General features: G+C 72.9%; 24 protein-coding genes. 8 read left to right on the forward strand and 16 right to left on the reverse strand.

Translation table 11 applies throughout. From position 1 onward, the window contains the following. Positions 1-3 precede the first annotated feature (3 nt). Positions 4-882 (reverse strand): oxygenase MpaB family protein, encoded by an 879-nt coding sequence (locus JK361_RS31235; RefSeq protein ID WP_307787363.1) that lies wholly within the window; start codon positions 880-882, stop codon positions 4-6. A gap of 364 nt (positions 883-1,246) precedes the next feature. Here JK361_RS31235 and JK361_RS31240 point away from each other — a divergent pair, with 364 nt between their 5' ends. Further along, positions 1,247-1,705, forward strand: a complete 459-nt coding sequence (locus JK361_RS31240; protein WP_201824629.1) for a cyclic nucleotide-binding domain-containing protein — start codon at positions 1,247-1,249, stop codon at positions 1,703-1,705. 61 nt (positions 1,706-1,766) lie between these two features. Here the strand turns inward: JK361_RS31240 and JK361_RS31245 are convergent, their stop codons facing one another. Further along, positions 1,767-2,465, reverse strand: a complete 699-nt coding sequence (locus JK361_RS31245) for a CBS domain-containing protein (protein WP_201824703.1) — start codon at positions 2,463-2,465, stop codon at positions 1,767-1,769. A gap of 86 nt (positions 2,466-2,551) precedes the next feature. Further along, positions 2,552-4,327 carry a sensor histidine kinase gene (locus JK361_RS31250; protein ID WP_201824631.1) on the reverse strand — a complete coding sequence of 592 codons (1,776 nt, stop codon included), beginning with the start codon at positions 4,325-4,327 and terminating at the stop codon, positions 2,552-2,554. Between the two features lie 366 nt (positions 4,328-4,693). On the opposite strand from JK361_RS31250, the gene JK361_RS31255 reads away from it, so the two are divergent. Continuing rightward, positions 4,694-5,137 (forward strand): pyridoxamine 5'-phosphate oxidase family protein, encoded by a 444-nt coding sequence (locus JK361_RS31255; RefSeq protein WP_201824633.1) that lies wholly within the window; start codon positions 4,694-4,696, stop codon positions 5,135-5,137. 161 nt (positions 5,138-5,298) lie between these two features. On the opposite strand, the gene JK361_RS31260 is transcribed toward JK361_RS31255, so the two are convergent. Further along, positions 5,299-7,692: a phosphoketolase family protein gene (locus JK361_RS31260; protein WP_201824705.1), complete on the reverse strand. Its 2,394-nt coding sequence runs from the start codon at positions 7,690-7,692 to the stop codon at positions 5,299-5,301. 132 nt (positions 7,693-7,824) lie between these two features. Next, a complete protein-coding gene (locus JK361_RS31265) occupies positions 7,825-8,013 on the reverse strand; it encodes a hypothetical protein (protein ID WP_372448761.1) in 189 nt (62 codons plus the stop codon). 535 nt (positions 8,014-8,548) lie between these two features. On the opposite strand from JK361_RS31265, the gene JK361_RS31270 reads away from it, so the two are divergent. Further along, positions 8,549-9,247 (forward strand): response regulator, encoded by a 699-nt coding sequence (locus JK361_RS31270; protein WP_201824635.1) that lies wholly within the window; start codon positions 8,549-8,551, stop codon positions 9,245-9,247. Between the two features lie 146 nt (positions 9,248-9,393). Here the strand turns inward: JK361_RS31270 and JK361_RS31275 are convergent, their stop codons facing one another. After that, positions 9,394-10,260 (reverse strand): universal stress protein, encoded by an 867-nt coding sequence (locus JK361_RS31275; protein ID WP_201824638.1) that lies wholly within the window; start codon positions 10,258-10,260, stop codon positions 9,394-9,396. Positions 10,261-10,711: 451 nt separating this feature from the next. Beyond that, positions 10,712-12,124: a short-chain fatty acyl-CoA regulator family protein gene (locus JK361_RS31280; RefSeq protein WP_201824640.1), complete on the reverse strand. Its 1,413-nt coding sequence runs from the start codon at positions 12,122-12,124 to the stop codon at positions 10,712-10,714. Positions 12,125-12,502: 378 nt separating this feature from the next. Between JK361_RS31280 and aceA the strand changes: the two genes are divergently transcribed. The 3 genes from aceA to JK361_RS31295 all read left to right on the forward strand — a co-directional run bounded on the left by aceA (position 12,503) and on the right by JK361_RS31295 (position 16,337). Next, positions 12,503-13,786, forward strand: a complete 1,284-nt coding sequence (gene aceA / locus JK361_RS31285) for an isocitrate lyase (RefSeq protein WP_201824642.1) — start codon at positions 12,503-12,505, stop codon at positions 13,784-13,786. A 104-nt stretch (positions 13,787-13,890) separates the two neighbouring features. Continuing rightward, positions 13,891-15,471, forward strand: coding sequence for a malate synthase A (aceB, locus tag JK361_RS31290; protein ID WP_201824643.1), 1,581 nt, complete (start codon positions 13,891-13,893; stop codon positions 15,469-15,471). Continuing rightward, a complete protein-coding gene (locus JK361_RS31295; protein ID WP_201824645.1) occupies positions 15,468-16,337 on the forward strand; it encodes a 3-hydroxybutyryl-CoA dehydrogenase in 870 nt (289 codons plus the stop codon). Before aceB ends, JK361_RS31295 begins: the two co-directional genes overlap by 4 nt. 365 nt (positions 16,338-16,702) lie before the next feature. Here the strand turns inward: JK361_RS31295 and JK361_RS31300 are convergent, their stop codons facing one another. Continuing rightward, positions 16,703-17,656, reverse strand: a complete 954-nt coding sequence (locus JK361_RS31300; protein WP_307787364.1) for an ArsR/SmtB family transcription factor — start codon at positions 17,654-17,656, stop codon at positions 16,703-16,705. A gap of 102 nt (positions 17,657-17,758) precedes the next feature. On the opposite strand from JK361_RS31300, the gene JK361_RS31305 reads away from it, so the two are divergent. Continuing rightward, entirely contained in the window at positions 17,759-18,667 is a 909-nt protein-coding gene (locus tag JK361_RS31305) for an oxidoreductase (protein WP_201824647.1), read from the forward strand. A gap of 244 nt (positions 18,668-18,911) precedes the next feature. On the opposite strand, the gene JK361_RS31310 is transcribed toward JK361_RS31305, so the two are convergent. Together JK361_RS31310 and JK361_RS31315 are read right to left on the reverse strand one after the other, a co-directional pair. Continuing rightward, positions 18,912-20,090 carry an acyl-CoA dehydrogenase family protein gene (locus JK361_RS31310; protein ID WP_201824649.1) on the reverse strand — a complete coding sequence of 393 codons (1,179 nt, stop codon included), beginning with the start codon at positions 20,088-20,090 and terminating at the stop codon, positions 18,912-18,914. 123 nt (positions 20,091-20,213) lie between these two features. Continuing rightward, a complete protein-coding gene (locus tag JK361_RS31315; RefSeq protein WP_201824651.1) occupies positions 20,214-20,585 on the reverse strand; it encodes a four-helix bundle copper-binding protein in 372 nt (123 codons plus the stop codon). Between the two features lie 155 nt (positions 20,586-20,740). Between JK361_RS31315 and JK361_RS31320 the strand changes: the two genes are divergently transcribed. Next, positions 20,741-21,106 (forward strand): DUF6479 family protein, encoded by a 366-nt coding sequence (locus JK361_RS31320; protein WP_236053847.1) that lies wholly within the window; start codon positions 20,741-20,743, stop codon positions 21,104-21,106. Positions 21,107-21,172: 66 nt separating this feature from the next. On the opposite strand, the gene JK361_RS31325 is transcribed toward JK361_RS31320, so the two are convergent. The 6 genes from JK361_RS31325 to JK361_RS31350 form a co-directional block, all read right to left on the reverse strand. Then, positions 21,173-21,628: an RpiB/LacA/LacB family sugar-phosphate isomerase gene (locus JK361_RS31325; protein ID WP_201824658.1), complete on the reverse strand. Its 456-nt coding sequence runs from the start codon at positions 21,626-21,628 to the stop codon at positions 21,173-21,175. 523 nt (positions 21,629-22,151) lie between these two features. After that, complete coding sequence (locus JK361_RS31330) at positions 22,152-22,346, reverse strand: hypothetical protein (protein ID WP_201824660.1); 195 nt, start codon at positions 22,344-22,346, stop codon at positions 22,152-22,154. 154 nt (positions 22,347-22,500) lie between these two features. Continuing rightward, positions 22,501-23,751 carry an ANTAR domain-containing protein gene (locus JK361_RS31335; protein ID WP_201824664.1) on the reverse strand — a complete coding sequence of 417 codons (1,251 nt, stop codon included), beginning with the start codon at positions 23,749-23,751 and terminating at the stop codon, positions 22,501-22,503. Between the two features lie 196 nt (positions 23,752-23,947). Continuing rightward, positions 23,948-24,394 (reverse strand): STAS domain-containing protein, encoded by a 447-nt coding sequence (locus JK361_RS31340; RefSeq protein ID WP_236053848.1) that lies wholly within the window; start codon positions 24,392-24,394, stop codon positions 23,948-23,950. A 127-nt stretch (positions 24,395-24,521) separates the two neighbouring features. Further along, positions 24,522-25,448: a glycosyltransferase family 2 protein gene (locus tag JK361_RS31345; RefSeq protein WP_201824666.1), complete on the reverse strand. Its 927-nt coding sequence runs from the start codon at positions 25,446-25,448 to the stop codon at positions 24,522-24,524. Then, complete coding sequence (locus JK361_RS31350) at positions 25,445-26,386, reverse strand: glycosyltransferase family 2 protein (RefSeq protein WP_201824667.1); 942 nt, start codon at positions 26,384-26,386, stop codon at positions 25,445-25,447. The genes JK361_RS31345 and JK361_RS31350 overlap by 4 nt, the downstream gene beginning before the upstream one ends. Positions 26,387-26,643: the final 257 nt, after the last annotated feature.

Consider the following 26,643-nt stretch of genomic DNA (forward strand, 5'->3'; position numbering starts at 1 on the left):
GCTTCACGCACCGCGGCCGGGCTGTCGCGCCGCTCGGTGCGAGGCCGGCCGCGCGCCCGGGCCGAGCCTCGCCATCGCGCGCAGGATGTGCTTCGGCGGCAGCTGCCAGCGCACGCGTGCGGGTATCGCGCGCAGCACCGCGCCCGTGGCGCGCAGTCGCCGGGCGACGACGGCGGACGCGGGGGCCGGTCTGCCGTACAGCTCGTGGGCGTACGGGGGCAGGGAGGCGTACGCCAGCCGCGCCACCCACCGCCACAGCAGCTCGCGGGCCGGTACGAGGAGAGGGGGCGTGGGCGGGCGGAGCAGGAAGTCGTCCACCGTCCGGGCCTCGGGCCCCGCGGACAGTTCCGGCCGCACCTTCTCGAAGTACGCGGCCAGTTCGGCGCGGCTCGCCGGTACGGTCGCCGGGTCGAGCCCCACCAGCCGGGCACTGACGCGGTGTTCGGCTATGTACCGGTCGGCCTGGGCGTCGGTGAGCGGGTAGCCGGAGTGGCGCAGGACGTGCAGATAGGAGTCGATCTCCGCGCAGTGCACCCACAGCAGCAGGGCGGGCTCGTCGACGCCGTAGTGCTCGCCGGTGTCCGGGTCGGTGACCTGGATCATGCTGTGGATCTTCCGGACGCGGGCGGCGGCGCGTTCGGCCGCCTCGCGCGTGCCGTACGTCGTCGTCCCGACGAAGCTCGCGGTGCGGATCAGCCGCCCCCAGGCGTCGCGCCGGAAGTCGGAGTTCTGCACCACCCCGCGGACCGCGCGCGGGTGCAGGGCCTGGAGGTAGAGCGCACGGACGCCGGCGACCCACATCATGGGGTCGCCGTGCACCTGCCACGTCACCGAGCCGGGGCCGAACAACCCCGGGTCCCCACGGGTGTCCCTGTCGTCCACACCGGCAGTGTGAGCGGGGTGCGGGCCCGCCGGCAAGGCCGCAGGGCCGCGGACGGTGAGCCCCCTGGTCATGGGCGGGCTCGCCGATGCCGCCGGCCCGCACCGGCTGTCGGCTCTGGCGCGACGGCTCGTCCGGTGGTGTGCTGGTGGTGGCGGGAAGGACCTGTTGCAGACGCGGGGAAGCGGCCGGCAGCCGCGCACCGCGCAATCCGGATCCGCGAGAAGCGGGTGGCGTCCTTCCCGCCCTGCCGGCGCAGGCGGCTCCCGTGGGCCGATGGGCCCACGGCCTGGCCCGAGTGGCCCGTGGCGGCCCGCGGCGGGCGAGGTCACGCTGGAGGCCGAACCCAGGAAGGGAGCCGGTGCGATGACCTCCGCCACCACCATGAACACGGCGCTTGAGCCCGTGCACCGCGAACGGCTGATGACCCTGGCCCGCGAGGTCGCCTTCGAGCCGGGGGGCCGGGTGTTCGAGGAGGGCCGGCGCGCCGACCGCTTCTGGATCGTGCGTACCGGCACCGTCGCCCTCGACCTGCACGTACCGGGCCGCCGATCCGCCGTCATCGAGACCCTCGGCCACGGCGAACTCCTCGGCTGGTCCTGGCATTACCCACCGCACCTGTGGCACCTGGGCGCCGAGGCGGTGAGCCCGGTCCGGGCCTGGGAGTTCGACGCCGAGCAGGTGCGGGCGGTGTGTGCCGAGGACCCCGAGTTCGGCAGGGCGGTCGCCGTCTGGGTCGGACGTGTCGTCGCCCGGCGGCTGCACGCCTCCCGGGTCCGGCTGCTCGACCTCTACGCCCCCTACGGCAGCGGCAGCCTCCTCTGACCGCACGGCGCCGGTGAGCAGGACGCCGTCGGTGCCGGTCCGGCGGCCGCACGACCCCGCCTCAGGGGGTGTGGACCCGGCCGGTGTCCGGGAGGTCGGGGTCGAGGTCGGGCCGGCGCGGCGGCCCCGCCAGGGCGTTGCGCACGTCCACCACGCCCGGCACGGATCGTGCGAGGCGCGCGGCGAGCGGGATCAGGGCGGTTTCCCGGACTCCACCGGCGAGCGTGACGACACCGTCGCGCACCTCCACGCGCACGGTCGTGGCGCGCGCGCCGAGGAGACGTACGACGTCGCGCCGCACCTCCTCGGCGATGTCCGCGTCGTCGCGCAGGAAGACCCGCAGCAGGTCGGACCGGCTGACGATGCCCTGCGGCAGGCCCTCACGGTCGACGACCGGCAGCCGCTTGACCCGGTGGCGAGCCATGAGGCGTGCGGCCTGGGCGAGCGTGGCGTCGGCTGCCACGGTGACGGCCGGTGCGGTCATCAGCTCGGCGGCGGTCACGGCGTTCGCCTTGCGTGCCTCGGCGGAATGCCGGTCCTGTGCGTGCCCGCCGGTGTCTCCGTCCCGGTACTCCTCCTTGAGCAGCAGATCGCTCTCGGACACCACCCCCACGACGCGTCCGGCGTCGTCCAGCACCGGGAGGGCGCTGACCCGCCACTCGCGCATGACCTTCACGATGTCCTTGAAGACCGCCCCGGTGCGCAGGGCGACGACCCGTTGGGTCATCACGTCGTTCACGAGGGCCGGAGTGCCGTTCATGCCGTCCTCCAGGGCTCGGATCCCGTCGTCGGACACGCTCGGAGCGCGGCGGCGGACACCCGCGCGGCAGGGGCCGGACGGGCCCGTCACGGACCCGGCCGGCCCTGCACCGGCCGCGCCGGGGAAACGGGCGAGCGGGGTTGTTCGGCGGGCAGCGGGACGCGCCATTCCAGCGTAGCGCCGCCGCCGTCCGGGCTGCCCAGCTCGAGCCGCCCGCCGCGCCTCTCCGCCCGCTCGGCCATGTTGCGCAGCCCGCTGCGCCGGCCGCCGGGCGCGATGCCCACTCCGCTGTCCGAGACCCGCAGCCGCACCTCGTGGCCGTCGGTCGTCAGGAGGACCTGTGCCCGGTCGGCACGGGCGTGCCGGGCGATGTTGGTGAGGGCCTCGGTCAGCACGGCCACGACGTCGTCGGCGATCTCGGCCGGCACGTCGGTGTCGACCAGGCCTTCCATGCGCACGCTGGGGCTGAAGCCCAGTACGGGCGAGGCCTCGCCGACCGCCCGGACCACTCTCGCCCGCAGTCCGCTTCCGGCGGTGCCCGTACGCACCCGCAGACCGAAGATCGTCGACCTGATGATCTTGATGGTCTCGTCCAGGTCGTCGACGGCCCGCAGCACCCGCTCGCACGCCTCGGGATGCTCGATGAAACGACCTGCGCTCTGCAGCGTCATCCCGGTGGCGAACAGCCGTTGGATCGCCAGGTCGTGCAGGTCCCGCGCGATGCGGTCGCGGTCCTCCAGCAGAGCGATCTGCTGGGCGTCGCGCCTGCGCTCGGCCAGTTCCATCGCGATGGCGGCCTGGGCGGCGAAGCCCTGAAGCATCTCGGTCTCCGTCCGGCGGAAGACCGGCCGGCCCTCTTTCCGGGCCACCAGGACGACCCCGCGCACCCCTCCCCCGCCCGTGCCGATCGGGACGGCGGCGGCGGGGCCGAGTCCGCAAAAGCGCGGCGGCTCGGGGCTGATCCGCGGATCGCGGAGGACGTCGTCGCTGGTGACCGGGGCGACCGCGGTGTACGCCATGCCCATCAGGCTTTCGTGCATGGGCAGCACCAGGCCGCGGTGGGCCTCCGCGTCCACGCCGACGGCGATCTCCACGGTGAGCGATTCGGTGTCCTCCATGGGCAGGGCGACCGCCGCCAGCGCCGAACCGGAGATCTCCCGGGCGCGCTCGGCGATCATGCCCAGGGAGTCGGCGCGGTCGGTGCCGGACATCAGGCCGTGGCTGATCTCCGCGTTCGCCCGCAGCCAGCGCTCGCGCAGCCGGGAGTCCTCGTAGAGCCGCGCGTTGTCGATGGCCACGCCGGCCGCCACGGCCAGCGTGGAGAGCACCGACTCGTCCTCCTCGTCGAACTCCGCGTCACCGCGTTTCTCGGTCAGGTACAGGTTGCCGAAGACCTGGTCGCGGACGCGGATCGGGACACCGAGGAAGCTCTTCATCGGCGGGTGGTTCGGCGGGAAGCCGTACGAGGCCGGGTGCCCGGAGATCTTCCCGAGCCGGAGCGGCTGCGGGTCCCGGATCAGCTCGCCCAGTATGCCGTGGCCCTCCGGGAAGGGACCGATCGCGGCGATCTGCTCCTCGCTGACGCCGAACGTGTGGAAGGCGGACAGCCGTGTGCCGTCCGGCCCGATGACGCCGAGGGCGGCGTACTCGGCGTCCACGAGCACCGCCGCCGCCTCCACGATGGAGTGCAGAACCTGTTCCAGGTCCAGTTCCCGGCCGACGGAGAGGACCGCCTCCAGGAGGCTGTGCACGCGGTCCCGTGTGCCCCGGGCCGCGTCGATCCGGGCCTGCAGCTCCTCGAGCAGCTCGTCGAGCTTGAGCTGCGGCAGTCGTACGCGGGGCTCCTCGGGGCCTGCCACCATGTCCCTCCAGGTCCGGTCGGCACTCGGACCCCACCGGCGGGTCGTCTCCACGATATCCGCATCCCCTGGGGGCGCTGCGCCGGACCGGCCCTTCCCGGACACGAGGAGGGCCGGCCGGACCGGGGCCGGTCCGGCCTCGTCCGACCCGGCAGCGGCATGGGCGACCGCGGGCGGGGGAACCCGGGCCGACCGGCCCTCGACCCGGGCCCGAACGGCACTGGAGGCGACAAGGGGCCGTGGGCGACGGTGGATCCAGGAGCGGCACCCATCCCCCGTGGTGTCGCTCCGCCCGCACGGCGCCGCGGCATCCGCGCCCGCCACGGCATCCGACGGGACGAGAGTCACGCACGCGCGAAGAAGCCAGCCATGATCCGTGATCACAGTCCGACGCGCCGCCGCATCGACCTCGACCGGGCCGAGGCACTGAGGCTGCTGGGCAGTGTCCCCCTCGGACGGCTCGTCTTCACCCGCCAGGCGTTGCCCACCGTCCGCCCCGTCATCCACATCGTCGACGGTGACGACATCGTGATCCGTACGCACGAGGGATGCGCGGTGACCTCGCGGACCCGACAGCCCGGCGGCGGGGTCGTCGTCGCCTACGAGGCCGACGTGATCGACCCGTTGACGCGCGCCGGCTGGAGTGTGGTGATCACCGGTTACGCCCGCCTGGTCACCGACCCCGGCGAACTGATGCGCATTCGAGGGCTGTTGGAGCCCCTGGTGCCGCAGCAGGAGACCGACCACACGGTCCGCATCCATCCCGAGATGGTCACGGGGGTGCTGATCACCGCGACGGACGAGGCGCGATGAGACGACGGCGACGACACGACGGCGCGGCGGCGGAAGAACCGGCCGGGGCGGTGCGAGTGACCTTCTCCTCGCACCGCCCCGCCCGTTCGCTCACCCCGCGGGAACGGCCCGGCACCGCCCCGGCCGTTCGCTCACCCCGCGGGAACGGCGACCGGGCGGGCTCAGCTGTTCCAGCTCCACTCGGCGACCTCCGGCAGGTCGGTGCCGTTCTCGCGGATCCAGGCGTGGTGGCGGGTGCGGGCGTCGGCCATGGTCTGGCGCACCGAGGCCGCCGGCACGGCGAGGCCGGGGACGCGGTCGATGACGTCCATGACGAGGCGGTAGCGGTCGAGGTCGTTGCGTACGACCATGTCGAAGGGCGTCGTCGTGGTTCCGGACTCCTGGTACCCGCGCACGTGCAGGTTCCGGTGACCGGCACGGCGGTAGGCGAGGCGGTGGACCAGCCACGGATAGCCGTGGTAGGCGAAGATCACCGGTTTGTCGGCGGTGAACAGGCCGTCGTACTCGAAGTCCGGCATCCCGTGCGGGTGGCTGTCGTGCGGCAGCAGCCGCGTCATGTCCACCACGTTGACCACGCGCACCGCCAGCCGGGGCAGGTGCCGCCGCAGCAGCTGGGCCGCCGCCAGCACTTCCTGGGTGGGTACGTCGCCGGCGCAGGCGAGTACGACATCGGGCTCACCGCCGTTCTCCGTGCCGGCCCAGTCCCAGATGCCGGCTCCCCGCGCGCAGTGCACCCGGGCCTGGTCCGGCGACAGCCAGTCGAAGCAGGGCTGTTTGCCCGCCACGACGACATTGACGTAGTCCCGGCTGCGCAGGACGTGGTCGGCGACGGAGAGGAGGGTGTTGGCGTCCGGCGGCAGATAGACCCGGACGACGGCGGGGCTCTTGTTGAGGACGTGGTCCACGAACCCGGGGTCCTGGTGGGAGAAGCCGTTGTGGTCCTGGCGCCACACGTGGGAGGTGAGGAGGTAGTTGAGGGACGGGACCGGGGCCCGCCAGGGCAGTTCCCGCGCTGTCTTCAGCCACTTGATGTGCTGGTTGACCATGGAGTCGACGATGTGCACGAACGCCTCGTAGCAGGAGAACAGCCCGTGCCGCCCGGTGAGCAGGTACCCTTCCAGCCAGCCCTGGCAGAGGTGCTCGGAGAGGATCTCCATCACCCGGCCGTGCCGGTCGAGGTGCTCGTCCACCGGGAGCGTCCCCGCCTGCCAGGCCTTTCCGCCGGCGTCGAAGACGGCCTGGAGCCGGTTGGAGGCGGTCTCGTCCGGGCCGACGACGCGGAAGTCCCGCCGCAGGCGGGTGTCTTCCATGACCTGCGCCAGGAAGTCGCCCAGCACCCGGGTCGGTTCGTGCTGGGTGGAGCCCGGCTTGTCGACGGGTACGGCGAACGCGTCCAGGGAGGGCAGCGGCAGCTCGCGGGTGCGCAGACCGCCGTTCGCGTACGGGCTCGCTCCGAGCCGCTTGCCTCCCTCGGGAACGCAGGCGAGGACCTCCGTGACGGGCCGGCCGTCCGCGTCGAACAGCTCCTCGGGCCGGTACGAGCGCAGCCACTGCTCCAACTGCCGCAGGTGGTCCGGGTTCTCGCGCACCGTGGCCAGCGGGACCTGGTGGGCGCGCCAGGTGCCCTCGACCGGCCGGCCGTCGACCTCCGCGGGGCCGGTCCAGCCCTTCGGGGTCCGCAGTACGATCACCGGCCAGCGCACGCGCTCGGTGGCTCCCTCCTCCCGGGCGGTGCGCTGGGCCAGGGCGATCCGGTCCAGCGCCTCGTCCAGCGCGGCGGCCAGGGCGCGGTGCACCAGGGCGGGGTCGTCACCGGTGACGTGCAGGGGTTCATGACCGTATCCCCGCAGCAGGGCGTCGAGTTCGGGCTCGGGGAGCCGGGACAGCACGGTCGGGTTGGCGATCTTGTAGCCGTTGAGGTGCAGGATCGGCAGGACGGCGCCGTCGTGGACCGGATCGAGGAACTTGTTGGAGTGCCAGGAGGCGGCCAGCGGTCCGGTCTCCGCCTCGCCGTCACCGATCACGCAGGCCACCAGCAGGTCCGGGTTGTCGAAGGCGGCGCCGTAGGCGTGTGCCAGGGAGTAGCCCAGCTCGCCGCCCTCGTGGATCGAGCCGGGTACCTCCGGGGCCACATGGCTGGGTACGCCGCCGGGGAAGGAGAACCGGCGGAACAGCCGCTCCATGCCGGCCGCGTCCCGTGACACGTCGGGGTAGATCTCGCCGTAGCTGCCCTCCAGCCAGGAGCCCGCGAGGACTGCGGGCCCTCCGTGCCCCGGACCCCAGACGCACAGCGCGTCCAGTCCGCGGGCCTTGATCACGCGGTTGATGTGGGTGTACACGAGGTTCAGGCCGGGCGAGGTGCCCCAGTGGCCGAGCAGCCGCGGCTTGATGTGCTCAGCGGAGAGCGGTTCGGTCAGCAGCGGGTTGGCCATGAGGTAGATCTGGCCGGCCGCGAGATAGTTGGCCGCGCGCCAGTGGGCGTCCAGGGCGCGTAGTTCCTCGTCGGTGAGTGCGTCTGCGGGTGGCGTGGCGTCCGGGTGGGCGGCCGTGGGCATGGGACCTCCGGATTCGTCGTCCATGGACGGCAAGTCTGCCGGGAATGTGAGGAGATTTCGCTTTCTGCGGCCGCTCATGCGTGGCCGCCTGTCGTGGGCTCACCGCCTTACCGGGTACCTCCGGGTGACGGTTCAGTCGTGCGGGATCACGGCCACCGGGGCCTCGGCGTGGCGCAGGAAGGCGTGCGCGACGTGGCCGGTGTGCGTGCCGAGGCGGCTCATGCGGATGCGCCGGCCGACGACGGCCAAGGAGGCGGTCTCGACACCGGGGTGGCGCAGCCGCAGTCCCTCGTCGAGACCCACCGTGACGGTTCGGTTCATCGTCTCCACCTCCCGGTGCCGGGATCCGCTTTCAGGGTGGGGACGCGGTGCGCCCGGCGTGAGGGGCCGCAAGTCCCCGCAGGGGGCCGAACGGCCCCGAGTCCGCCCGGGGCGGTGCCGCGTGCCCGTGCACGGCGTCACGGCCGCCCGCCCGCCGTGCGCCTCCGGGCGGCATGAAGCCGCCGTCCGGGCGGCATGAGCCGAAGGGCCTGCCCGGGGGCCTGCCGGCCCCTGGCCCCTGCCCCGGCACCGGCACCGGCACATGCTGGGAGGGGGACGGGCCGCCGCGGACGGACTGCACAGACTCATGGAGCCACCATGTACGGCACTCCGCACATCGTCAGCGCCGTCATGACGCCCACGGCCGCCGCCGTCGGCCGGCGGCCCCCCTTCGAAGAGATCGCGCGGCCGACGCGGGAGTGGCGGGTCGGCGTGAGTGGGGCCGGTCGGCCCTAGTCCGTGCGGCACCGCGGGATGGATGATCGGCATCCAGGGCAGCCCGCGGTCTGCCCGTCCCCGGGAACGAGAGGTCGTCATGACCGAGACACGCACCTTCACGGAGCAGCACCCGATCCGCGTGTTCCTGCTGGACGACCACGAGGTCGTGCGGCGCGGCCTGTCCGACCTGCTCGACGCCGAACCCGACATCTCCGTGGTCGGCGACGCGGACACCGCCGAGCACGCCCTCGTCCGCGGCCCCGCCCTGCGCCCGCACGTCGCGGTGCTCGACGTGCGGCTGCCGGACGGCGACGGCATCACGGTCTGCCGCGAACTGCGCAGCCGCATGCCGGAGCTGGCCTGCCTGATGCTGACCTCGTTCGACGACGAGGACGCCCTGCTGGACGCCATCATGGCCGGAGCCTCGGGCTACGTGCTCAAGCAGATCAAGGGGTCCGACCTGGTCTCCGCGGTCCGTACCGTCGCCTCCGGGCAGTCGATGCTCGACCCGGCGACCACGGCCAGGCTCATGCGCTCCCTGCGCACCGATCCGGCGACCCCGTCGCTGCCGCCCGAGCTGGCCGGTCTGTCGCCCCGTGAGCGGGACATCCTCGCCCTGGTCGGGGACGGTCTCACCAACCGTGAGATCGGCGAGCGGCTGTTCCTGTCGGAGAAGACCGTGAAGAACCACATCTCGCGCATGCTGGCGAAGCTGGGCGTCCGCCGCCGTGTCCAGGCCGCCGTCCTCGCGTCGCACCTGGAGCCGCAGGAGCCGGGTGAGCGTCTGACTCGCTGAGGTCGCCGTCACCGAGGCCGGGTCGCCGCCCGGTGAGTCGCCGCTCCCCGAGGCCGCAGCTCGGTGAGTCGCCGCTCCCCGAGGTAGGGTCGCCGCCCGATGAATCGCCGCTCACCGAGGCCGCCGCCCGGGGGCCCGCGGGGAGTTCACGAGCGCCCGGGCACCACCGCGACCGGGCACTGGGCATGATGCAGCAGCGTGTGGCCCACCCGGCCGAGCTGGAGGCCGAAGCGGCCCGTCCTGCGGAGGGCGCCGACGATCACGAGGTCCGAAGCCGCCGACCTGTCCACGAGGATCCGGCTCGCGTTTCCCTCGATCACCGAACGGTGCACCCGGACCTTCGGATGGGCGACGATCAGGTCGCCGAGCGACGTGTCGAGCAGCGCCGAAGCGTCCGCGTCGGCCCGCTTGTCCGCCGGCAGCGGGTCTCCCTCCGCACCGTAGGCGGGATGGCGCCAGGTACGCACGATGTCCAGGGTGCAATCGCGTACCGCGGCCTCGCGGAAGGCGAAGCGCAGGGCCTCGGCGCCGGTGTCGGCGTCGGCGAGGCCGAGCATGATCCGCCCGTGCGTACCGGCGAGTCCCGCTCGGTCACCCCGTACCACCACGACGGGGCAGTGGGCCCGGGCCGCGACGGCCAGTCCGACCGAGCCGAGCAGCAGACCCTTGAGCAGACCGCGCCCGCGGGAGCCCGTCACCAGCGCGAACGCGCCGTCGCTCTCGCGTACGAGGGCGGCCGCGGCGTCCTCCGGGACGATGTCGGTGGTGACCTTCACATCCGGGTTGTGCCGCTCGGCGCGGTCCGCCGCCGAGGTCACGATGTGCTGGGCGAGCACCTCCTCGGAGGGGCGCTCCCCACCGCCGGGTGGCAGTGCGCCCTCGTAGCGCTCCCAGAGCGAGGCGTAGACCAGTCTGAGCGGCAGATCGTGGCGGGCGGCTTCGTCCACGGCCCAGTCGACCGCGAGGAGGGAGGACTCGGATCCGTCGACACCCACGACCAGGGGGAGTGCCATCGTCCCCACCGCCTTTCATGGGGCTGCCTCTTCGTACAGCACGCGGGGGACGGTCTCACGGTCGCACCTGCCCCCGCCCGGGACGAGGGCCCTTCGGCTCCACCCGAGGCTTCGAGGCGCCGCCGGTGAGAGCGATCGCCGCCGTGCGCCACCGTGTGCCCGACGGTTCCAGTGTGACCGGGCTTGCCGGTCGGCACCAGGCAACGTTCGCTGTCCGCACCGGCCCGGCCACTCGTCGGCCTGTGGAAACGGCGTGGACAGGAAGCCCGTGCGTGGGCCGTCTTCGCGAAGGTCGGAGGGTGATGTTCTCAACGGTCGGAGGGCGAGATCCTCGACGGAGGGTGAGGTTCTCGGCGGAGGGTGAGGTCTCGGAGCCCGTGGCGGACAGGCGCAGCGGAGCGGCCGGCCACTCGTGCTCACGCCGCCGGCGACGACGGCCCCTCCGGTCCGGTCACTTGGGCCCGCCGCCGTCCTCGACCGGGTACGGCACGAACGTACTGCTGTTCTGATCGACGAGGAGCGGATGGCCGAGCGGGGGCGCGGCTCGCTGGGAGCAGTTCAGGCGCTCACAGACGCGGCAGCCCATGCCGATGGGGGTGGCGACGGAGGTGTTGCCGAGGTCGAGGCCCTCGGAGTAGACCAGCCGTGAGGCGTGGCGGATCTCGCAGCCGAGGCCGATGGCGAAGGTCTTACCGGGCTCGCCCCAGCCACCGCGGTGCCGGGTGACGGCTCGCGCGGTCCACAGGTAGCGCTGCCCGTCGGGCATTTCGGCGATCTGGACATGGATGCGGCCGGGGGCGGCGAACGCCTCGTAGATGTTCCACAGCGGGCAGGTGCCGCCGGCCCGGGAGAAGTGGAAGCCGGTCGCCGACTGCCGCTTGGACATGTTGCCGGCCCGGTCGACGCGGACGAAGGAGAAGGGCACGCCGCGCAGCCGGGGCCGCTGGAGGGTGCTCAGGCGGTGGCAGACGGTCTCGTAGCCGAGGCCGTAGCGGTCGGTGAGGCGTTCGATGTCGTAGCGCACCTCCTCGGCGGCGGCGTGGAAGGCGCCGTACGGCAGGATCAGGGCCGCCGCGAAGTAGTTGGCGATCCCGATGCGGGCCAGGCGGTGGGCCGGCGAGCCGGGCTCGAAGTCCTCGGCGGCCTGGCGGTCGAGTTCGTCGCCGTGTTCCAGCAGGGCGAGCTGGGTGGCCATGCGGAAGGCGCGCTGGCCGGGCCGCAGGCGGCTGGACAGGCGCAGGGTGCGGGTGGCCTCGTCGTAGCGGTGCAGGTGGTCGCCGGGGTCGGCCGAGAAGCGGATGCCGTGGACCGCGGTCAGGCGGTCCGTGAGTACCTGTACGACCTCGCCGGGCCGGATGCCGATCTCCCCGGCCAGGCGCTCGGCCGCGAGGTCGGTGTCGTGGAGGTAGTTCTGGCGGCGGTAGAAGAAGTCCCGGATCTCCTCGTGGGGTGAGCGGGGCGTCTCTCCCGCCGTGCCGCGGCCGTCGGCCGCTCCGGTGAGGCCCTCGGTCAGGAGCTGGTTCCGGCGGCCCAGGTCGAGGAGGACCTGCGCGACGGCAGGCAGACGCGAGGCCAGTTCGGCGAGGTCGGACGCGGAGATCCGGGCGGCGGCGATCTCCCGCGTCAGCGCCTCGCGCAGGTCGGCGACGAGGCGGGTCGTGTCGCGCTCGGAGAAGAAGCCGGGGTCGATGCCGAAGGTCTCCGTCAGCCTGAGCAGGACGGGCACGGTGAGGGGGCGGGAGTCGTGCTCCATCTGGTTGAGGTAGCTGGGGGAGATGCCCAGGACGCGGGCGAGTTCCGCCTGGCTCATGCGGCGCTCCTCGCGCAGTCGCCGCAGGCGCGCTCCCGCGTAGGTCTTGCCCACGGTGTGATCCTCCGGGTCCGGGTGATCGCGAGTGTAAGCCACCCGGGATCCGTGAAGTCCTTCGCAACCTTGGCAAAAGGCGGCGAGAAGATTCGCAGAAGTTGGCAATCGTCCACGGTTGTTGACACTCAGTGCCACTGCCAGAGTTTCCGTGCGGCCCGCCGGACCCCCGGCAGGAACCGCCCGGAACCGGGGCCCGACTCACTGCCCTGACGTCGGCGATCCCGGCCGTGGCGGCGTTCTGCACCGGCAGCACTGCTCGCTCTCGCCCTCCGGGGTGACGGCGGGCCGCACCCCAACGAGACGACACACCGTGCCACCCCTGCTTCCAGCCGCACGGGCTTGGCAGACCGCACAGATCGAGGAGACGTGACAGTGATGGCAGAGGCGAGGACGCAGGCGGCCGAGGAACTCGCGCGGCGCTGGGGCACCGACCCGCGGTGGCGGGGCATCGAACGCACCTACGGCGCCGCGGACGTGGTCCGGCTCTCCGGCAGTGTCCGTGAGGAGCACACCCTGGCTCGGCGCGGCGCCGAGCGACTGTGGCGCCGGCTGCACGAGCAGGACTACGTCCACGCCCTCGGCGCCCTGACCGGCGGCCAGGCCGTCCAGCAGGTCAGGGCCGGCCTCCAGGCCATCTACCTGTCCGGCTGGCAGGTCGCCGCCGACGCCAACCAGGCCGGCCACACCTACCCCGACCAGAGCCTGTACCCCGTCAACTCCGTTCCCCAGGTGGTGCGCCGGATCAACAACGCGCTGCTGCGCGCCGACCAGATCGCCACCGCCGAGGACGCCGGGGACACCACCGACTGGCTGGCCCCGATCGTCGCCGACGCCGAGGCCGGGTTCGGCGGTCCGCTGAACGCCTTCGAGCTGACCAAGGCGATGATCGCGGCCGGCGCGGCCGGCATCCACTACGAGGACCAGCTCGCCTCGGAGAAGAAGTGCGGCCACCTCGGCGGCAAGGTCCTGGTTCCGACCTCCCAGCACATCCGCACACTGAACGCGGCCCGGCTCGCCGCCGACATCGCCGACGTGCCCACGCTGATCATCGCCCGCACCGACGCGCTCGCCGCGAACCTGCTGACCAGCGACGTCGACGAGCGCGACGCCGAGTTCGTCACCGGTGAGCGCACCGCCGAGGGCTTCTACCGGGTCCGCAACGGCATGGCACCGGTCATCGCGCGTGGCCTGGCCTACGCCCCGTACGCCGACCTGATCTGGGTGGAGACGGGTACGCCCGACCTCGCGCAGGCCCGCGAGTTCGCCGAGGCGATCCATGCGCGGTACCCGGACCGGATGCTGGCCTACAACTGCTCGCCGTCCTTCAACTGGAAGGCGGCGCTGGACGACGACCAGATCGCCAAGTTCCAGCGGGAGCTGGGTGCGATGGGCTACCGCTTCCAGTTCATCACCCTGGCCGGCTTCCACTCCCTCAACCACGGCATGTTCGACCTGGCCCGCGGCTACGCCGAGCACGGCATGACCGCCTATGTCGACCTTCAGGAACGGGAGTTCGCCGCGCAGGAGCACGGCTTCACCGCGGTGAGGCACCAGCGCGAGGTCGGCACCGGCTACTTCGACCTGGTCTCCACCGCCGTGAACCCCGCCTCCTCCACCACCGCCCTGACCGGCTCCACGGAGGAGGAGCAGTTCCACTAGGCCCTGTCGGGACCTGTCCGGCCCGACAGGCCGAGCGGGGCCGTACGACCGTCCCCGTCCGGCCCCCGCTTCCGTACCGTCCCGCCCCTCCTCCAGGAGAAGCGATGTCCACCAGTGCCCCGACCCACCACGTCCGTGTTCTCGCGCCCCTGGGCGACCGGCACGACGAGATCCTCACGCCCGCCGCCCTTGACTTCGTGGGCCGTCTGGCCGCGGCCTTCGGCACACGCAGGCCGGACCTGATGAGGGAGCGCCGCCGGCAGGTACTGCGGCTGGCCGCCGGCGCCCCGCTCGACTTCCCGATGGTCACCTCCGCCGTCCGCGCCGACCCGTCCTGGCGCGTCGCACCACCAGCCCCCGGACTGACCGACCGCCGCGTCGAGATCACCGGCCCGCCGGACCGCCGGATGACGGTCAACGCCCTCAACTCCGGTGCGCGGGTGTGGATGGCCGACTTCGCGGACGCCACCGCCCCCACCTGGGACAACGTCATCGGCGGCCAGCTCGGCCTGCTCGACGCCATCGAGCGCCGCATCGACTTCAGCACCCCCGAGGGCAAGGAGTACCGGCTCGGCGAGCGGCTCGCCACCATCATGGTCCGGCCGCGCGGCTGGCACCTCGACGAGGAGCACCTGGAGTACGACGGACGTCCCGTGCCCGCCGCGCTCGTCGACTTCGGCCTGTACTTCTTCCACTGCGCCCAGCGGCAGATCGACGCCGGCCACGGCCCGTACTTCTACCTCCCGAAGCTGGAGAACCGGTACGAGGCCCGGCTGTGGAACGACATCTTCGTCACCGCACAGGAACTCCTCGGCATCCCCCGCGGCACCGTCCTCATAGAAACGATCACCGCCGCCTTCGAGATGGAGGAGATCCTTTACGAGTTGCGCGAGCACAGTGCCGGGCTCAACGCGGGCCGCTGGGACTACCTGTTCAGCCTGATCAAGACCTTCGGCCACCGCACCGACTTCCTCCTGCCCGACCGCGCCAAGGTCACCATGACCGCCCCCTTCATGCGCGCGTACACCGAACTCCTCGTGCGCACCTGTCACAAGCGCGGCGCACACGCCATCGGCGGCATGGCCGCACAGGTGCCGGACAAGGACCAGGCCGCCCACGAGGCCGCGCTCGCCAAGGTCCGGCTGGACAAGGAGCGGGAGGCCGAGGACGGCTTCGACGGATCCCGGGTGGCCCACCCCGGTCTCGTGCCCGTCTGCCGCAAGGTCTTCGACGGGGTCCTCGGCGACCGGCCGCATCAGATCGACCGGACCAGGGAGGACGTGGAGGTGACGGCTGCGGACCTGCTGTCGGTGCGCCGGATCGATGGGCCGCCCACCGCGGAGGGCGTGCGTACGAACATCGCCGTCGCCCTGCGCTACTTCGCCGCCTGGCTGCGCGGCCAGGGCGCCGTCGCCCTGTACGGCCTCATGGAGGACGCCGCCACCGCGGAGATCGCGCGGGTGCAGATCTGGCAGTGGCTGCGGCACCGGATGATCGACCGCGAGACGGTCATCGAACTGCTCGGCGACGAGATCGCCGCGCTCGGCGCCGAATACCCGTGGGCACCCGTCGACGCCATCCGCGCCCTCTTCGAACGCACCGCGCTGACAGGCGAGCTGCCACTCTTCTTCACCCCGGACGCCTGCAGCCGGCACCTCGTGCGCCGGACGGAGGCCGCGGCATGAGCGGGGACATCAGACGCGTCGGCGTCGTGGGCGGCGGCCGGATGGGTGCCGGCATCGCCGAGGTCTGCGCAAGTGCCGGGCTGGACACCGTGGTGTGCGAAGTGCACGCGGTGGCGGCCCGCGCCGCGCGGGACCGAGTCGCGGCAGCTCTCGACCGCGCCGTACAGCGCGGCAGGCTGGAGCAGGCCGCCGCACAGGACGCCTTCGCCCGCCTCGTCTTCACCGGTGACCTGGAGGACCTGGCCGACCGGCAGCTCGTCGTCGAAGCGGTTGTGGAGAACGCGGATGCCAAGGCGGAGCTGTTCGCCGCCCTCGACAAGATCGTCGAGGATCCTGCCGCGGTTCTCGCCACCAACACGTCCTCCCTCCCGATCATGCGGCTCGGCATGGCCACGAGCCGCGCGGACCGGGTCGTGGGACTGCACTTCTTCAACCCCGTCCCCGTGCTGCCGTTGGTGGAGGTCGTGACCTCGCTGCACACGTCGGCCACCACGACGGCCACGGTCGAGGACTTCGCGGCCCGTGTGCTCGGCAAGACCGTGATCCGCTCCCAGGACCGGGCCGGCTTCGTCGTCAACGCGCTGCTCATCCCGTACCTGCTCTCCGCCGTCCGGATGGCGGAGTCCGGTTTCGCCACGGCCGCAGACATCGACACCGGGATGGAACTGGGCTGCGCTCACCCGATGGGCCCCCTGAGACTCGCCGACCTGATCGGTCTGGACACCGTCGCCGCGATCGCCGAGTCCCTCTACGACGAGTTCCGCGAGCCGCTCTACGCGCCACCGCCGCTGCTCCACCGGATGGTGGAGGCGGGGCTGCTCGGCCGGAAGAGCGGACGGGGGTTCCACACCTACGACCAGGGCTGAGGACCTGGTGCGAGGCACGGGCTGAGGGGCCCGTACCGCCGGCGGGGTGAGGGTCCCGCACGGCGTCACAGGGGAAGGGCGGGAAGCGCGAGTGCGGGCGCTTCCCGCCCGGTGGCGTTCCTGCCCTCGGTGTCCGGCTTCACCATCCGGATGGTGGACGCTCTGCCCGAAGCAAGTCCGCCGTGCGCGATGGGGCGGCTGCGGAGGCGCTCCACGAGCCTTCGGCGTCCCTCTATCTTCAAGGGGGTGTTCGCTTGCGTCACCGGAGCACCTCGTCGCGCCGGCCAGTCGACTGGGTGACGCAGCCGGCGCTGGACCGATCGTCACCTGGCCCGTGGCGGCGCGCTTCGCCGAACTGTCGCTGGTCACCGGCTGGCGGCGAGGACGGATTCTGCGACGGACGTGCGTGCGTACAGCACCGAGCGGCCGGCCCGGTGGGCGGTGACGAAACCGGCATCGCGTAGTGCCGTGAGGTTCTGAGAGACCCCGGCCTTGGAGATCCCGGTGCGGTGAGCCAGTTCCGTCGTTGTGGCCGGAGCGACCAGTTCGGTGAGCAGGAGGGTCCGTGCACGGCCGAGCACGGCGACGATCGCCGCGGTGCTGGTGACGGCGCGGCGTTCCCACAGTGTGCCGGTGCCGCGGGCTCGGTAGGCGAGTTGCGGGGGGTCCGGCGGGGCGACGCGTGTGGACAGGCCGGGCCCGTTGAAAGCCGAGGGGATCAGGAGCAGCCCTGCACCTGCCGTCTCCCGGGACAGGGACCTCGGCCAGCGGACGAGCCGCAGTACGTCGTCGTTCCAGCTGACCTGCGGGTGCAGCTCGTTGAAGAGGTGGCCGGGTCCGTACTGCGCGACCTGGCGGGCACGGTGGAAGATGTCGGCGTCCAGTACCGTGCGGATCCGCGCCCAGTACGGAGCGAGTGCCAGTTCCCAGTAGGTCTCGATCTCCTCCGCGACCCGTGCCAGGCGGGTGGGCGGATCGGCGTACAGGGACCGCAGCCGGGGCCCGATGCCGCCCTGGTGGTGTCCGAGGTGGTCGAGGTCCTTTCGGATACGGTCCGCAGGAGCGGCCACGACCGCGGCCAGCTCCGCCGCCAGTGTGGGAGCCGGCCCGGTAGGTGCCGGGTTGAGGAAGTCCGGGGCGTAGCCCGAGGGCGGGATCAGTTCGGCGAGCCACGCCTTGTCCAATCCAGCTGCCGCGACCCGTGGCCGCACCTGCTCCAGCCAATGCCGGTGCACGGGATCCGCGGTACCGGAGGCCAGCAGCCGGAAGCTGCTCCCGACGTGCCACATCGGCGAGACGGCGAACCGCACCTGCGCCACGTCTCCAGCCGAGAACGCAAGCTCCGCCAGGAGTCCTCCCCCAAGGATTCACCCATACCTGAATCAATGGCGGCCACCATAGCGTGTGGAGATCATTCCCGCATGACCTCAGAGACGATCACCGCCGCCGCGTCGGGAAACTGGAAGCTGGGCGACCTCACGGTCAACCGGATCGGCTTCGGGGCGATGCGCCTGCCACAGACCGGCAAGGCGCTGGTGCCCGACGCCGTCCCGCGCGACCGCGACCAGGCGATCAGCGTGCTTCGCCGCGCTGTCGAGCTCGGTGTGAACCACATCGACACCGCCGCGTTCTACTTCTCAGCGTTGCGCTCGGCCAACGAACTGATCAACCGAGCCCTGGCCCCCTACCCGGACGACCTCGTCATCACCACCAAGGTCGGGGAGCCGCGCGACCCGTCGGGAGCGTGGCTGCCCCACGCCAGGCCGGATCAGTTGCGCGGACTGGTCGAGGAGAACCTGCGCCAGCTCGGCCGTGACCACTTGGACGTGGTGAACCTCCGTATCGTCGGCGCCGATTCGATCGCCGAGCGCTTCGGTGCGCTGGCCGAGCTGCGCGAAGCCGGGCTCATCCGCCACCTCGGCATCTCCAACGTCCTCCCCCATCACCTCGCCGAGGCCCAGGCCATCGCGCCCGTGGTGTGCGTGCAGAACATGTACGGTCTCGGACTGCGGCCCGACCAGGACGCGTTCGTCCGCACCTGCGGTGAGCAGGGTGTCGCCTTCGTGCCGTTCTACGCGATCGCCGCCACCGGGCGCCAAGCCGGGGCGAGCGACAGCGACCATCCGGAGATCCTGGCCGTCGCCCGGGCGCATGAGGCCAGCCCTGCCCAGGTGCGGATCGCCTGGACCCTGCACCGCGGCCCGCACGTGCTGGCCATCCCGGGCACCGGTGACCCCGACCACCTGGTAGCGAACGTAGCCGCAGGCGCCCTCCGGCTCTCCGAGGACGAGGTCGCCCTCCTCGACTCCCTGCACCGCCGGAATCCCTGAGTGGCTCTCGGGGTCGCCCAGGGGCGTACTGCCGATGACCCCGTTCCATGCGGGAGAGCTCCTTGCTCGCGCTGATGCAGCGAGCGTGAGGTTGAGCAGGAGGCCATACGGCGCACGGCGTGGTGGACGTCGTCGTCTCTGCGACGGCGGTCGCGCGAAGCCTTCCGGGAGTTCATGCGGGGCGGGGCGAAGGGGTAGCGGCGACGGAGTCGAACGAGGCGGTGACGGTGCGGGCCACCGGCCGTCAGCGGCGTACGCGGGGCATTCGCAGGCCTATCCAGGAGATGATCTCGCGCTGGATCTCGTTGTTGCCGCCGCCGAAGGTGAAGATGACCGCCGAGCGGTAGCCGCGTTCCAGTTCGCCGTGCAGGACGGCGCCGGCCGAGCCCTCCTTCAGCGGGCCGGCCGCGGCGACGATCTCCATGAGCCAGGCATAGGCGTCGCGGCGGGCCTCGGAGCCGTAGACCTTGACCGCCGAGGCGTCCTGCGGGGTGAGCGTGCCGTCCTGGACGGCCGTGACCATCTGCCAGTTGAGGAGCTTCAGGGCGTCGAGCCGGACGTGCGTGCGGGCGAGCAGCCGGCGCACCCAGGACAGGTCGGCCACCCTGCGGCCGTCGGCGAGCTTCGTCTCCCGTGCCCAGCGCTGCACGTCGTGCAGGGCGCGGATCGCCATGGTGCCGTGGGCGGCGAGGGTGACGCGCTCGTGGTTGAGCTGGTTGGTGATCAGCCGCCAGCCCTCGTTCTCCTCGCCGACCCGGCGGGAGACGGGGACGCGGATGTCCTCGTAGTAGCTCGCGGTGGTGTCGTGGGAGGCCAGGGTACGGATGACCGTGCAGGAGTAGCCGGGGTCGGAGGTCGGCACCAGCAGCATGGTGATGCCCTTGTGCGGCGGGGCCTCGGGGTCGGTGCGCACCGCCAGCCACACCCAGTCCGCGGTGTCGCCGTTGGTCGTCCAGATCTTCTGCCCGTTGACGACATACTCGTCTCCGTCCCGCACGGCGCGGGTCCTGAGCGAGGCGAGATCGGTACCGGCGTCGGGCTCGCTGTAGCCGATCGCGAAGTCGATCTCGCCGGAGAGGACGCGGGGCAGGAAGTACGCCTTCTGCTCGTCGGTGCCGTACCGCATGATCGTCGGCCCGACCGTGTTCAGCGCCATCAGCGGCAGCGGTACGCCCGCCTGCGCGGCCTCGTCGAAGAAGATGAACTGCTCCATGGCCGTCATCCCGCGCCCGCCGTACTCCTCGGGCCAGCCGACGCCGAGCCAGCCGTCCGCGCCGAGCCGGCGGATGGTGGCGCGGTAGAACCGCTTCTGCGCGGCCGGGTCGGCGTACCGGGCGTAGACGTTGTCCGGAACCAGCTCGGCGAAGTAGGCGCGCAGCTCTGTGCGCAGCCGCTGCTGCTCGGGCGTGTGGTCGAGGTGCACGGCGCCTCCAGGCTCCCCAAGGGCGGTCCTGACGGCGCACACCGTAGAACGTGTTCCAGAAATTGGGAATGCCGGGACCCCGGCGAATTCCGCTCACGGACCCGGCGGCCACCGCGCGGTGGCTCACTTGAGCATCTCGAGGAAGTCCACGCAGGCGTCGGCACAGGTCCGGCAGGTGGCCGCGGCCGATTCGGCGCCGGGGTGCTCGTCGAAGGCGCGGGCGCACTCCAGGCAGATCGAGCGGCACCACTCCACCCGGACCCGGATGCCCTCCTCGTCCTGCCGGTTCTCCTCGCACAGCACCCGGCAGGTGGCGTCGCACACCTCGGCGCACATGATGCCCAGCCGGCGCACCCGCTCCTGGTGCTCGGTGCCGTCCGGGTCGACGAGGCTCGCCCGCACCGCACAGGCCCGGGCACACTCCGTGCACGCCTGCGCACAGGTGAAGCGGTCCTCCAGGAACCGGTAGAGCTGCTGCGAAGTCGGCGATGTCACCCCGTGCGGGTAGCCGGGGCGGGCGGCCGCAAACCACCCCTCCGGCATGTACGGTAACGGCCGCACGGAAACCCGGCCACACGGTCACTCCGCATCACCTCCGGCAACCCATAGTGTCCGGATTCGCCCGGTTATGGGTGGGGTATCCCTGTTCTATGAACACCGCATCGATGCAGCTGGCCGCGGCGAGCGGCCTGATGAGCCTCGTTCTGTTCATCGTGGCCATGGCCCTCCTCGCGCTGCTCGCCGGCGGCTTCTGGATGACCTCCCGCGTCAAGTCCCAGGAGTCCCCGCGGCCCCGCCCCGAGGAACAGCCCCAGATGCCGCCGGGCGGGCCGGTACGCGAGATCCAGGAGAACCGGGAGTCCGCCGAGGTGCCACGGACCGCCAAGGGCGAACGCCCGCTCACCCCCTACGACCTGTCCAACATGGACTCCAGGCCCAGCGCTTCGAAGGAGCGGCCACGCTGGAGCAAGGGCTCCAGCGGCTCGTTCGGCGGCGGCGGACTCGGCGCCCACTGAGCCCCTGACCACCCTCTCCCCGCTTCTCCTCCGGCAACCCGGCCCGCGCCGGACCGCCGTACGCCCCTAGGAAGCGTCCCGGGCGGCGTCCAGGCGGCCGACGCGGGCCACGTTCTGCCGGTCCTCGGGGTCCTGGCTGGGCTCGGCCGCGAACCAGGCGTCGAGGATCTCCTTCAGCACCGGTTCGGAGGTCAGCCTGAGACTCAGCGCGAGGACGTTGGCGTCGTTCCAGCGACGTGCGCCGTCGGCCGTGGCGGCGTCCGTGCACAGCGCCGCGCGGACGCCGGGCACCTTGTTGGCCGCGATGGAGGCGCCGGTGCCGGTCCAGCAGCACACCACCGCCTGGTCGGCCGCCCCCTCCGTCACCTCCCGGGCGGCGGCCTCCGAACAGACCGCCCACCGCGCGTCGGCGCCGGGCCGCAGCGCGCCGTGCTCCCGGACGTCGTGGCCACGGCGCCGCAGTTCCGCCACCAGGAGGCGGGCGACGGGTTCGTCCATGTCGGAGGAGACGGAGATCCGCATGTCGGGAGCGTAGCGCCTGCCCCGCGGCCGCCGGGACACCCCCGGCCGCCGAGGCGCGCGGTGCACGGCACCCGGTACTCCCGGCGCACGACACCCGCCATCCATCCGGCATCCGAACCGGCGCTCTCGGTAGCTCCCGTCCCGGCACACGGCATCCGGCATCCGGCCCGGCGCTCTCGATACCTCCCGTCCCGGCACACAGCAGCCGGCATCCGGCCGGCGCTCTCGGTACTTCCTCCTGGCACCTGGCGAACGGCACACCCGGGGTCACCCGGGAACGCGGGCGAACGGCGCACCCGTCATACCCGCACACCCCGCACATGGCGAACGGCCCGTGCGGGCCGTTCGGTAGGGCGTTGCGCCCGGTCGAGGGGGCCGTCGACAGATCACGGTGGTCGACGGGACCACAGTGGTCGACGAATCACGGTGGTCGACGGATCACGGTGGTCGACGGATCACGGTGGTCGACGGATCACGGTGGTCGACGGATCACGGTGGTCGACGGATCACGGTGGTCGGCGGATCAGGGATGGTCGGGCTGCTGGGCCGGCGGCACCCCTCCGCCCTCTCCCCCGCCCTTGGCGCCCTTGTCCGAGCCGTGCGGGCGGGCACCCGCGCCGTGGTCGGGCCTCTGGCGGGCCTTCAGCTCGCCGCTGTCCTGCGGGGTGGCGCCTCCCTTGTCACTGCGCCGCTGTTCGGGCTGCTGCGGATTGGACATGCGCCGGACTCCCTCCGGGTGGTGCGTGCTACGTGCGGGGTCCGGGTTCCCAGGGCGGCGCGGGTGACGCACGCCGCCGGCGGATCCGCTCTCGGCGGCCGGCGGATCCGCTCACGGCGCGGCCGGGTGGCCCGGGGTGACCGGGCGGTCCGGCTCACCGTGCCGAGCGGGTCAGCACCCGGTGGAGGTGTTCGAGGGCGTCCAGGAGCACCGAGCGGTGGTACCAGCTCATCCAGGCCGCCGTGTCCGAGGCCAGCAGGGCGAACGCCTCGGTCTGCGCGGCCGTCGGCAGGTGGCCGGCGTCGGGCCAGTGCACGGTGATCACGCCGGTGCAGCAGCCGGAGGAGGAGAGCACCGGGACGCTGTGGACGGCACGGGTACCGGTGGTCAGCAGGACGCGGCGGCAGTCGTCGGAGAGCAGCGTGTCGGTGGCGACGTCGGCGACGCCCACCTGGCGGCCCCGGGTGCGGGCCGCCGCGTCGGCGGTGCCGTCGCCCCGGCCGCGTACGAGGTGGTCCAGGAAAGTGTCCGCGCAGCCGTAGTGGGTCTCCAGCATCAGGGCGTTCACGGCCGGGTCCACGCACTGCACGTACCCGGCGGGCGCCCGGCCGATGGCCAGTGCCTCGTTCAGGACGGCGTCGATCATCTGCCGCCGGTAGCGGGGGTCACGGCCGCCGCGGGCCAGGATCCGCAGCTGCGGCACGGGCAGGCAGCGGCGGCCCGGGAACCACACCTCGCCGCTCGGGGGCCGGGCCACCACCACGGCCGAGACGAGGACGCGCAGCGGCACGTTGAACCGCTGCGAGACCTCGCGCAGCACCCGGAAGGCGCTGCCGGAGTCCGGCAGACCGTAGCGGACCATGAGCGCGCCCTGCGCCATGCCGATCACCGGCGCGGTGCGCACCCGGGCGCGCAGCGCGCGGACCTCCTTGGCCAGGTCCTCGTAGGAGGGGCGCAGCGGGTCCGCCATCTGCGACCGCCAGGCGGGCAGCTCCTCCACCCGGGAGGTGGCGCGGGCCAGCTCGTGCAGCGCCTCGTCGAGGGTGGCGTACAGCCGGACGCCGGTCAGACGGGCCAGGTGCACCGCCTCGCGCACCCCGGGCCGGGCGCGGACGATGATCAGGTCCGGGCGTCCGGTGCGGGTCCGGGTCGTCTCGCTGAGCGTGCGCAGCACGGCGGCGCCGCCGAGCTGCACATGGGCCATGTCGAGCACGGGGCGCAGTCCGGCGCGGTCCGCCTGTTCCAGGTGGCCGCGCAGTTCGTCCGACCAGGCCTGTACGCCGTCGGCGTCGAGGCTGCCGGACATGCGCAACAGCAGGGCGCCCTCCGCGGGCAGGCCCTCCACGACGGAGGACTCGATGACGAGGGGGGCCGGTGCGGCCGACCGGCCGGAAGAGGGTTTCATCGCATCACCCAGACAGGACGTTCCCGAAGAAGTGGCTCGGCCCCTTCCCGACCTTGGCACCACTTTGCACGGTAGGTGCCCCGCCCTCAACCGCGCCATCCACCGCGCCGACGGGGTCGGCGGGTCCGGCGGCCGCGGGCCGGGGCGATCGGACCGCACACGCGACGGTCCCCGGGCCCGGCTGGTCCGGCGGTCGCTAGCCGGGTCCGCCGGGGTGGGCGCGCGTCGGTCCCCGGTCCGCCAGGGCCCGCAGGGCGGAGTCCAGGGAGGCGTGCACCCGGAGCCCCGGCAGACCGGCCGCGGTCAGGGGCTCCCGCACGTGCGGCCGGGGCTGTACGACGGTCAGCGCGCGGCCGGAGCGGGCGAGGTCCCCGGTCGCCCGGCCCAGGAGGTCCGCGGCGGGGCAGGCGAGATACACCTCGGTCAGGTCCAGCAGGGGGTGGTCGCCGGTCCGGCCGGCGTCCGCGAGGTGCTCGGCGAGGGCCTCGGCGAACCGCCCTGCGTTGGACGCGTCGACCGTGCCCCGTGCCGTCAGGACGCTGATTCCGCCGAGTCCGGCGCGGTGCTCGTGCACGGTCCGCAGCAGCAGTGGGGCGGGGCCGCCGGGGTGGACGCGGGAGGGGGACGGCTGACCGGTTTCCATGGGAACGGGCTTCCTGGGACGCGGGAGGAAGGGTCGGCCGGCCGCTTCTTGACCGGGGGTTCACTGTGCCCCCACCTGGATGCCGGATGCAACGACGTCTCCGGGGCGTGTCGTGATGCCGGGAAAGTCAGCCGACGTACCGCCGAGCGGGTGAGTCCCGGCGTGCCCGTTCCAGCGCGGCCAGCCGCCGTTCCAGCTCCCGCGGTACGGGGTCGCGCTGGCGCAGGACCCATGGCAGCCCGGCGGTGGCGTGCGCGAAGGCACGGGCGGAGGCGATGTCCCGGGGCACGGTCCGGATGAGGTGCCCGGTGCGGCGCAGCGCCGGCAGCAGCGGGCGGCGCAGCCAGGTGAACCACAGGGTGTTGCGCAGCCCGAGTACGCGGCGGGCCGTGCTGTCGCGGAGCCGTGAGGCGTGGTGGTGGACGGTGAGTTCCTCCGCGTAGGCGAGCCACCAGCCCTGGCGCAGCAGGTCGCAGGCGAGCAGTTCCTCCTCGCCGCCGAGCCACAGGCCGGGATGGAAGCCGCCGCCGGCCCGGAATGCCTCGGTGCGCAGCACGGTGGCGGCAGCGAGGAAGGAGCCCAGGGCGGGCCCGGGCAGCCAGTCGGGGCCGGGCAGCGGAGACTCGCGCAGCTCGCGCACCACCGGGTCCTCGGTGCCGGCTGGTTCGACGAGGATCCGCGCGGTGACGGCCGCGAGCCGGGGCCGGGCGTCCAGCAGGTCGGCGGCGCGGCCGAGGCTGCCAGGTTCCCACCAGGTGTCGTCGTCGCAGAAGGCGACGTAGGGCGTGCGCACCCGCTGGACGGCCAGGTTGCGGCCGACGGCACCCAGATTGCGGCCGGGCCGCAGCAGGGTCATGCCGGGGAAGTGCCGGGCGACCGCCTCGGCGGTGCCGTCGGTGGAGGCGTTGTCCGTGACGATCACCGACGGACGTTCGGGCAGCCGGCACAGCAGCCCGAGGGTGTGCAGCAGCTCGTCGCGGCGATTGTGGGTGATCAGGACGACGGTCGTACGGTCGTCGGGGCCGGTCCGGACACCGGGGGTGGTTCGGGTCATCGGTCTGTGCCTGGCGTGGGGCGTCCGGCCGCCTCGCGGTCGAGCAGGCGGGCAGCGTGTTCGACGTGCGGGGGCAGTGGCCGGCGACGGGCCACGGCGGCCGGGAACCGGGCGATGGTCTCCCTCAAAGCCCGGCGCGCGCCGGGGCGGCCGGCCGCGGCCGCCAGCGCGAGGTCGGTGCCGGCGCGCAGGGCGACCGGCCAGGGACGGCGCAGGCAGGTGGTGAGCACGTGATTGCGCCGGACGAGGAAGGAGCGGCCGGTGCGGCCGTGATCCTCGGGGTGGTGGCGGGCGCGCAGAGCGGGCACGTAGGCGACACCCCAGCCCGCGGCGGCCAGGTCGTAGGCGAGCAGGGTCTCCTCGCCGCCGAAGAAGAGCAGCGGGTGGTAGCCGCCGGCGGAGAGGAACGCGTCCCGGCGGACCACACAGGCGCAGCCGAGGAAACCGAGGACCGGGCGGCCCGGCAGGTCCGGCTCGGACGGCAGGGGGGAGGCGGCGAGCACGGCGTTGAGCGGATCGTCCGCGGCCTCGTCACCGACCAGGGTGCGGGCGGCTAGCAGGCCGAGCCGGGGATGCCGGTCGAGGAGGTCGGCGGCGCGGGCGAGGCTGCCCGGGTCCCACCAGGAGTCGTCGTCGCTGAAGGCGACGTAGGGGGTGCGGGCGTGCCGCACGGCCAGATTGCGGCCGAGGGCTCCGGTGTTTCCGGCGGGCCGCAGCAGGCGGGTGATCGCCGGATGTCCGGCGACGGTTCGGCGGGTGGTGTCGTGCCGGGAGTTGTCGACCAGGATGACCGGCGGCCGTTCGGGCAGGGCGGCCAGCGCGTCCAGGGTGCGCAGGAGGCTGGCGATGCGGTCGCGGGTGATGACGGCGACGGTGATCCGGGGGTCACCCGGAACGGAGGGCCGGCGGGTGCTGCGGGAGGCGTGCTCAGTGGCCATGCGCCACCTCCGGCCCGGTGAGCCGACACGTGCCGCCGGAGACATGCGCGGTGGCCATGCGCCACCCCCCGCCTGGTGACCGAACACCGCTCGGAGACATGCGCCACCCCCGGCCGGTGAACCGACGGACACCGCCGAAGACATGCTCGGCAGACGGCCCGGTGAGCCGACGCCTGCCGCTGGAGACATGCTCGGCAGACGGCCCGGTGAGCCGACGCCTGCCGCTGGAGACATGCTCAGCAGACATACGCCACCCC

The sequence above is a fragment of the Streptomyces musisoli genome, assembly GCF_016741855.1.
GTDB classification, from domain to species: Bacteria; Actinomycetota; Actinomycetes; order Streptomycetales; family Streptomycetaceae; genus Streptomyces; species Streptomyces musisoli.

Coding starts and splice junctions, on each gene's coding strand:
- JK361_RS31245 (WP_201824703.1), bottom strand. CDS start 2,465: ATGAACGGCACTCCGGCCCTCGTGAACGACGTGATGACCCAACGGGTC.
- JK361_RS31270 (WP_201824635.1), top strand. CDS start 8,549: ATGACCGAGACACGCACCTTCACGGAGCAGCACCCGATCCGCGTGTTC.
- JK361_RS31275 (WP_201824638.1), bottom strand. CDS start 10,260: ATGGCACTCCCCCTGGTCGTGGGTGTCGACGGATCCGAGTCCTCCCTC.
- JK361_RS31260 (WP_201824705.1), bottom strand. CDS start 7,692: ATGCCCACGGCCGCCCACCCGGACGCCACGCCACCCGCAGACGCACTC.
- JK361_RS31335 (WP_201824664.1), bottom strand. CDS start 23,751: ATGAAACCCTCTTCCGGCCGGTCGGCCGCACCGGCCCCCCTCGTCATC.
- JK361_RS31250 (WP_201824631.1), bottom strand. CDS start 4,327: ATGGTGGCAGGCCCCGAGGAGCCCCGCGTACGACTGCCGCAGCTCAAG.
- JK361_RS31330 (WP_201824660.1), bottom strand. CDS start 22,346: ATGTCCAATCCGCAGCAGCCCGAACAGCGGCGCAGTGACAAGGGAGGC.
- aceB (WP_201824643.1), top strand. CDS start 13,891: ATGTCCACCAGTGCCCCGACCCACCACGTCCGTGTTCTCGCGCCCCTG.
- JK361_RS31345 (WP_201824666.1), bottom strand. CDS start 25,448: ATGACCCGAACCACCCCCGGTGTCCGGACCGGCCCCGACGACCGTACG.
- JK361_RS31305 (WP_201824647.1), top strand. CDS start 17,759: ATGACCTCAGAGACGATCACCGCCGCCGCGTCGGGAAACTGGAAGCTG.
- JK361_RS31240 (WP_201824629.1), top strand. CDS start 1,247: ATGACCTCCGCCACCACCATGAACACGGCGCTTGAGCCCGTGCACCGC.
- JK361_RS31265 (WP_372448761.1), bottom strand. CDS start 8,013: ATGAACCGAACCGTCACGGTGGGTCTCGACGAGGGACTGCGGCTGCGC.
- JK361_RS31325 (WP_201824658.1), bottom strand. CDS start 21,628: ATGCGGATCTCCGTCTCCTCCGACATGGACGAACCCGTCGCCCGCCTC.
- JK361_RS31350 (WP_201824667.1), bottom strand. CDS start 26,386: ATGGCCACTGAGCACGCCTCCCGCAGCACCCGCCGGCCCTCCGTTCCG.
- JK361_RS31320 (WP_236053847.1), top strand. CDS start 20,741: ATGAACACCGCATCGATGCAGCTGGCCGCGGCGAGCGGCCTGATGAGC.
- JK361_RS31340 (WP_236053848.1), bottom strand. CDS start 24,394: ATGGAAACCGGTCAGCCGTCCCCCTCCCGCGTCCACCCCGGCGGCCCC.
- JK361_RS31255 (WP_201824633.1), top strand. CDS start 4,694: ATGATCCGTGATCACAGTCCGACGCGCCGCCGCATCGACCTCGACCGG.
- aceA (WP_201824642.1), top strand. CDS start 12,503: ATGGCAGAGGCGAGGACGCAGGCGGCCGAGGAACTCGCGCGGCGCTGG.
- JK361_RS31295 (WP_201824645.1), top strand. CDS start 15,468: ATGAGCGGGGACATCAGACGCGTCGGCGTCGTGGGCGGCGGCCGGATG.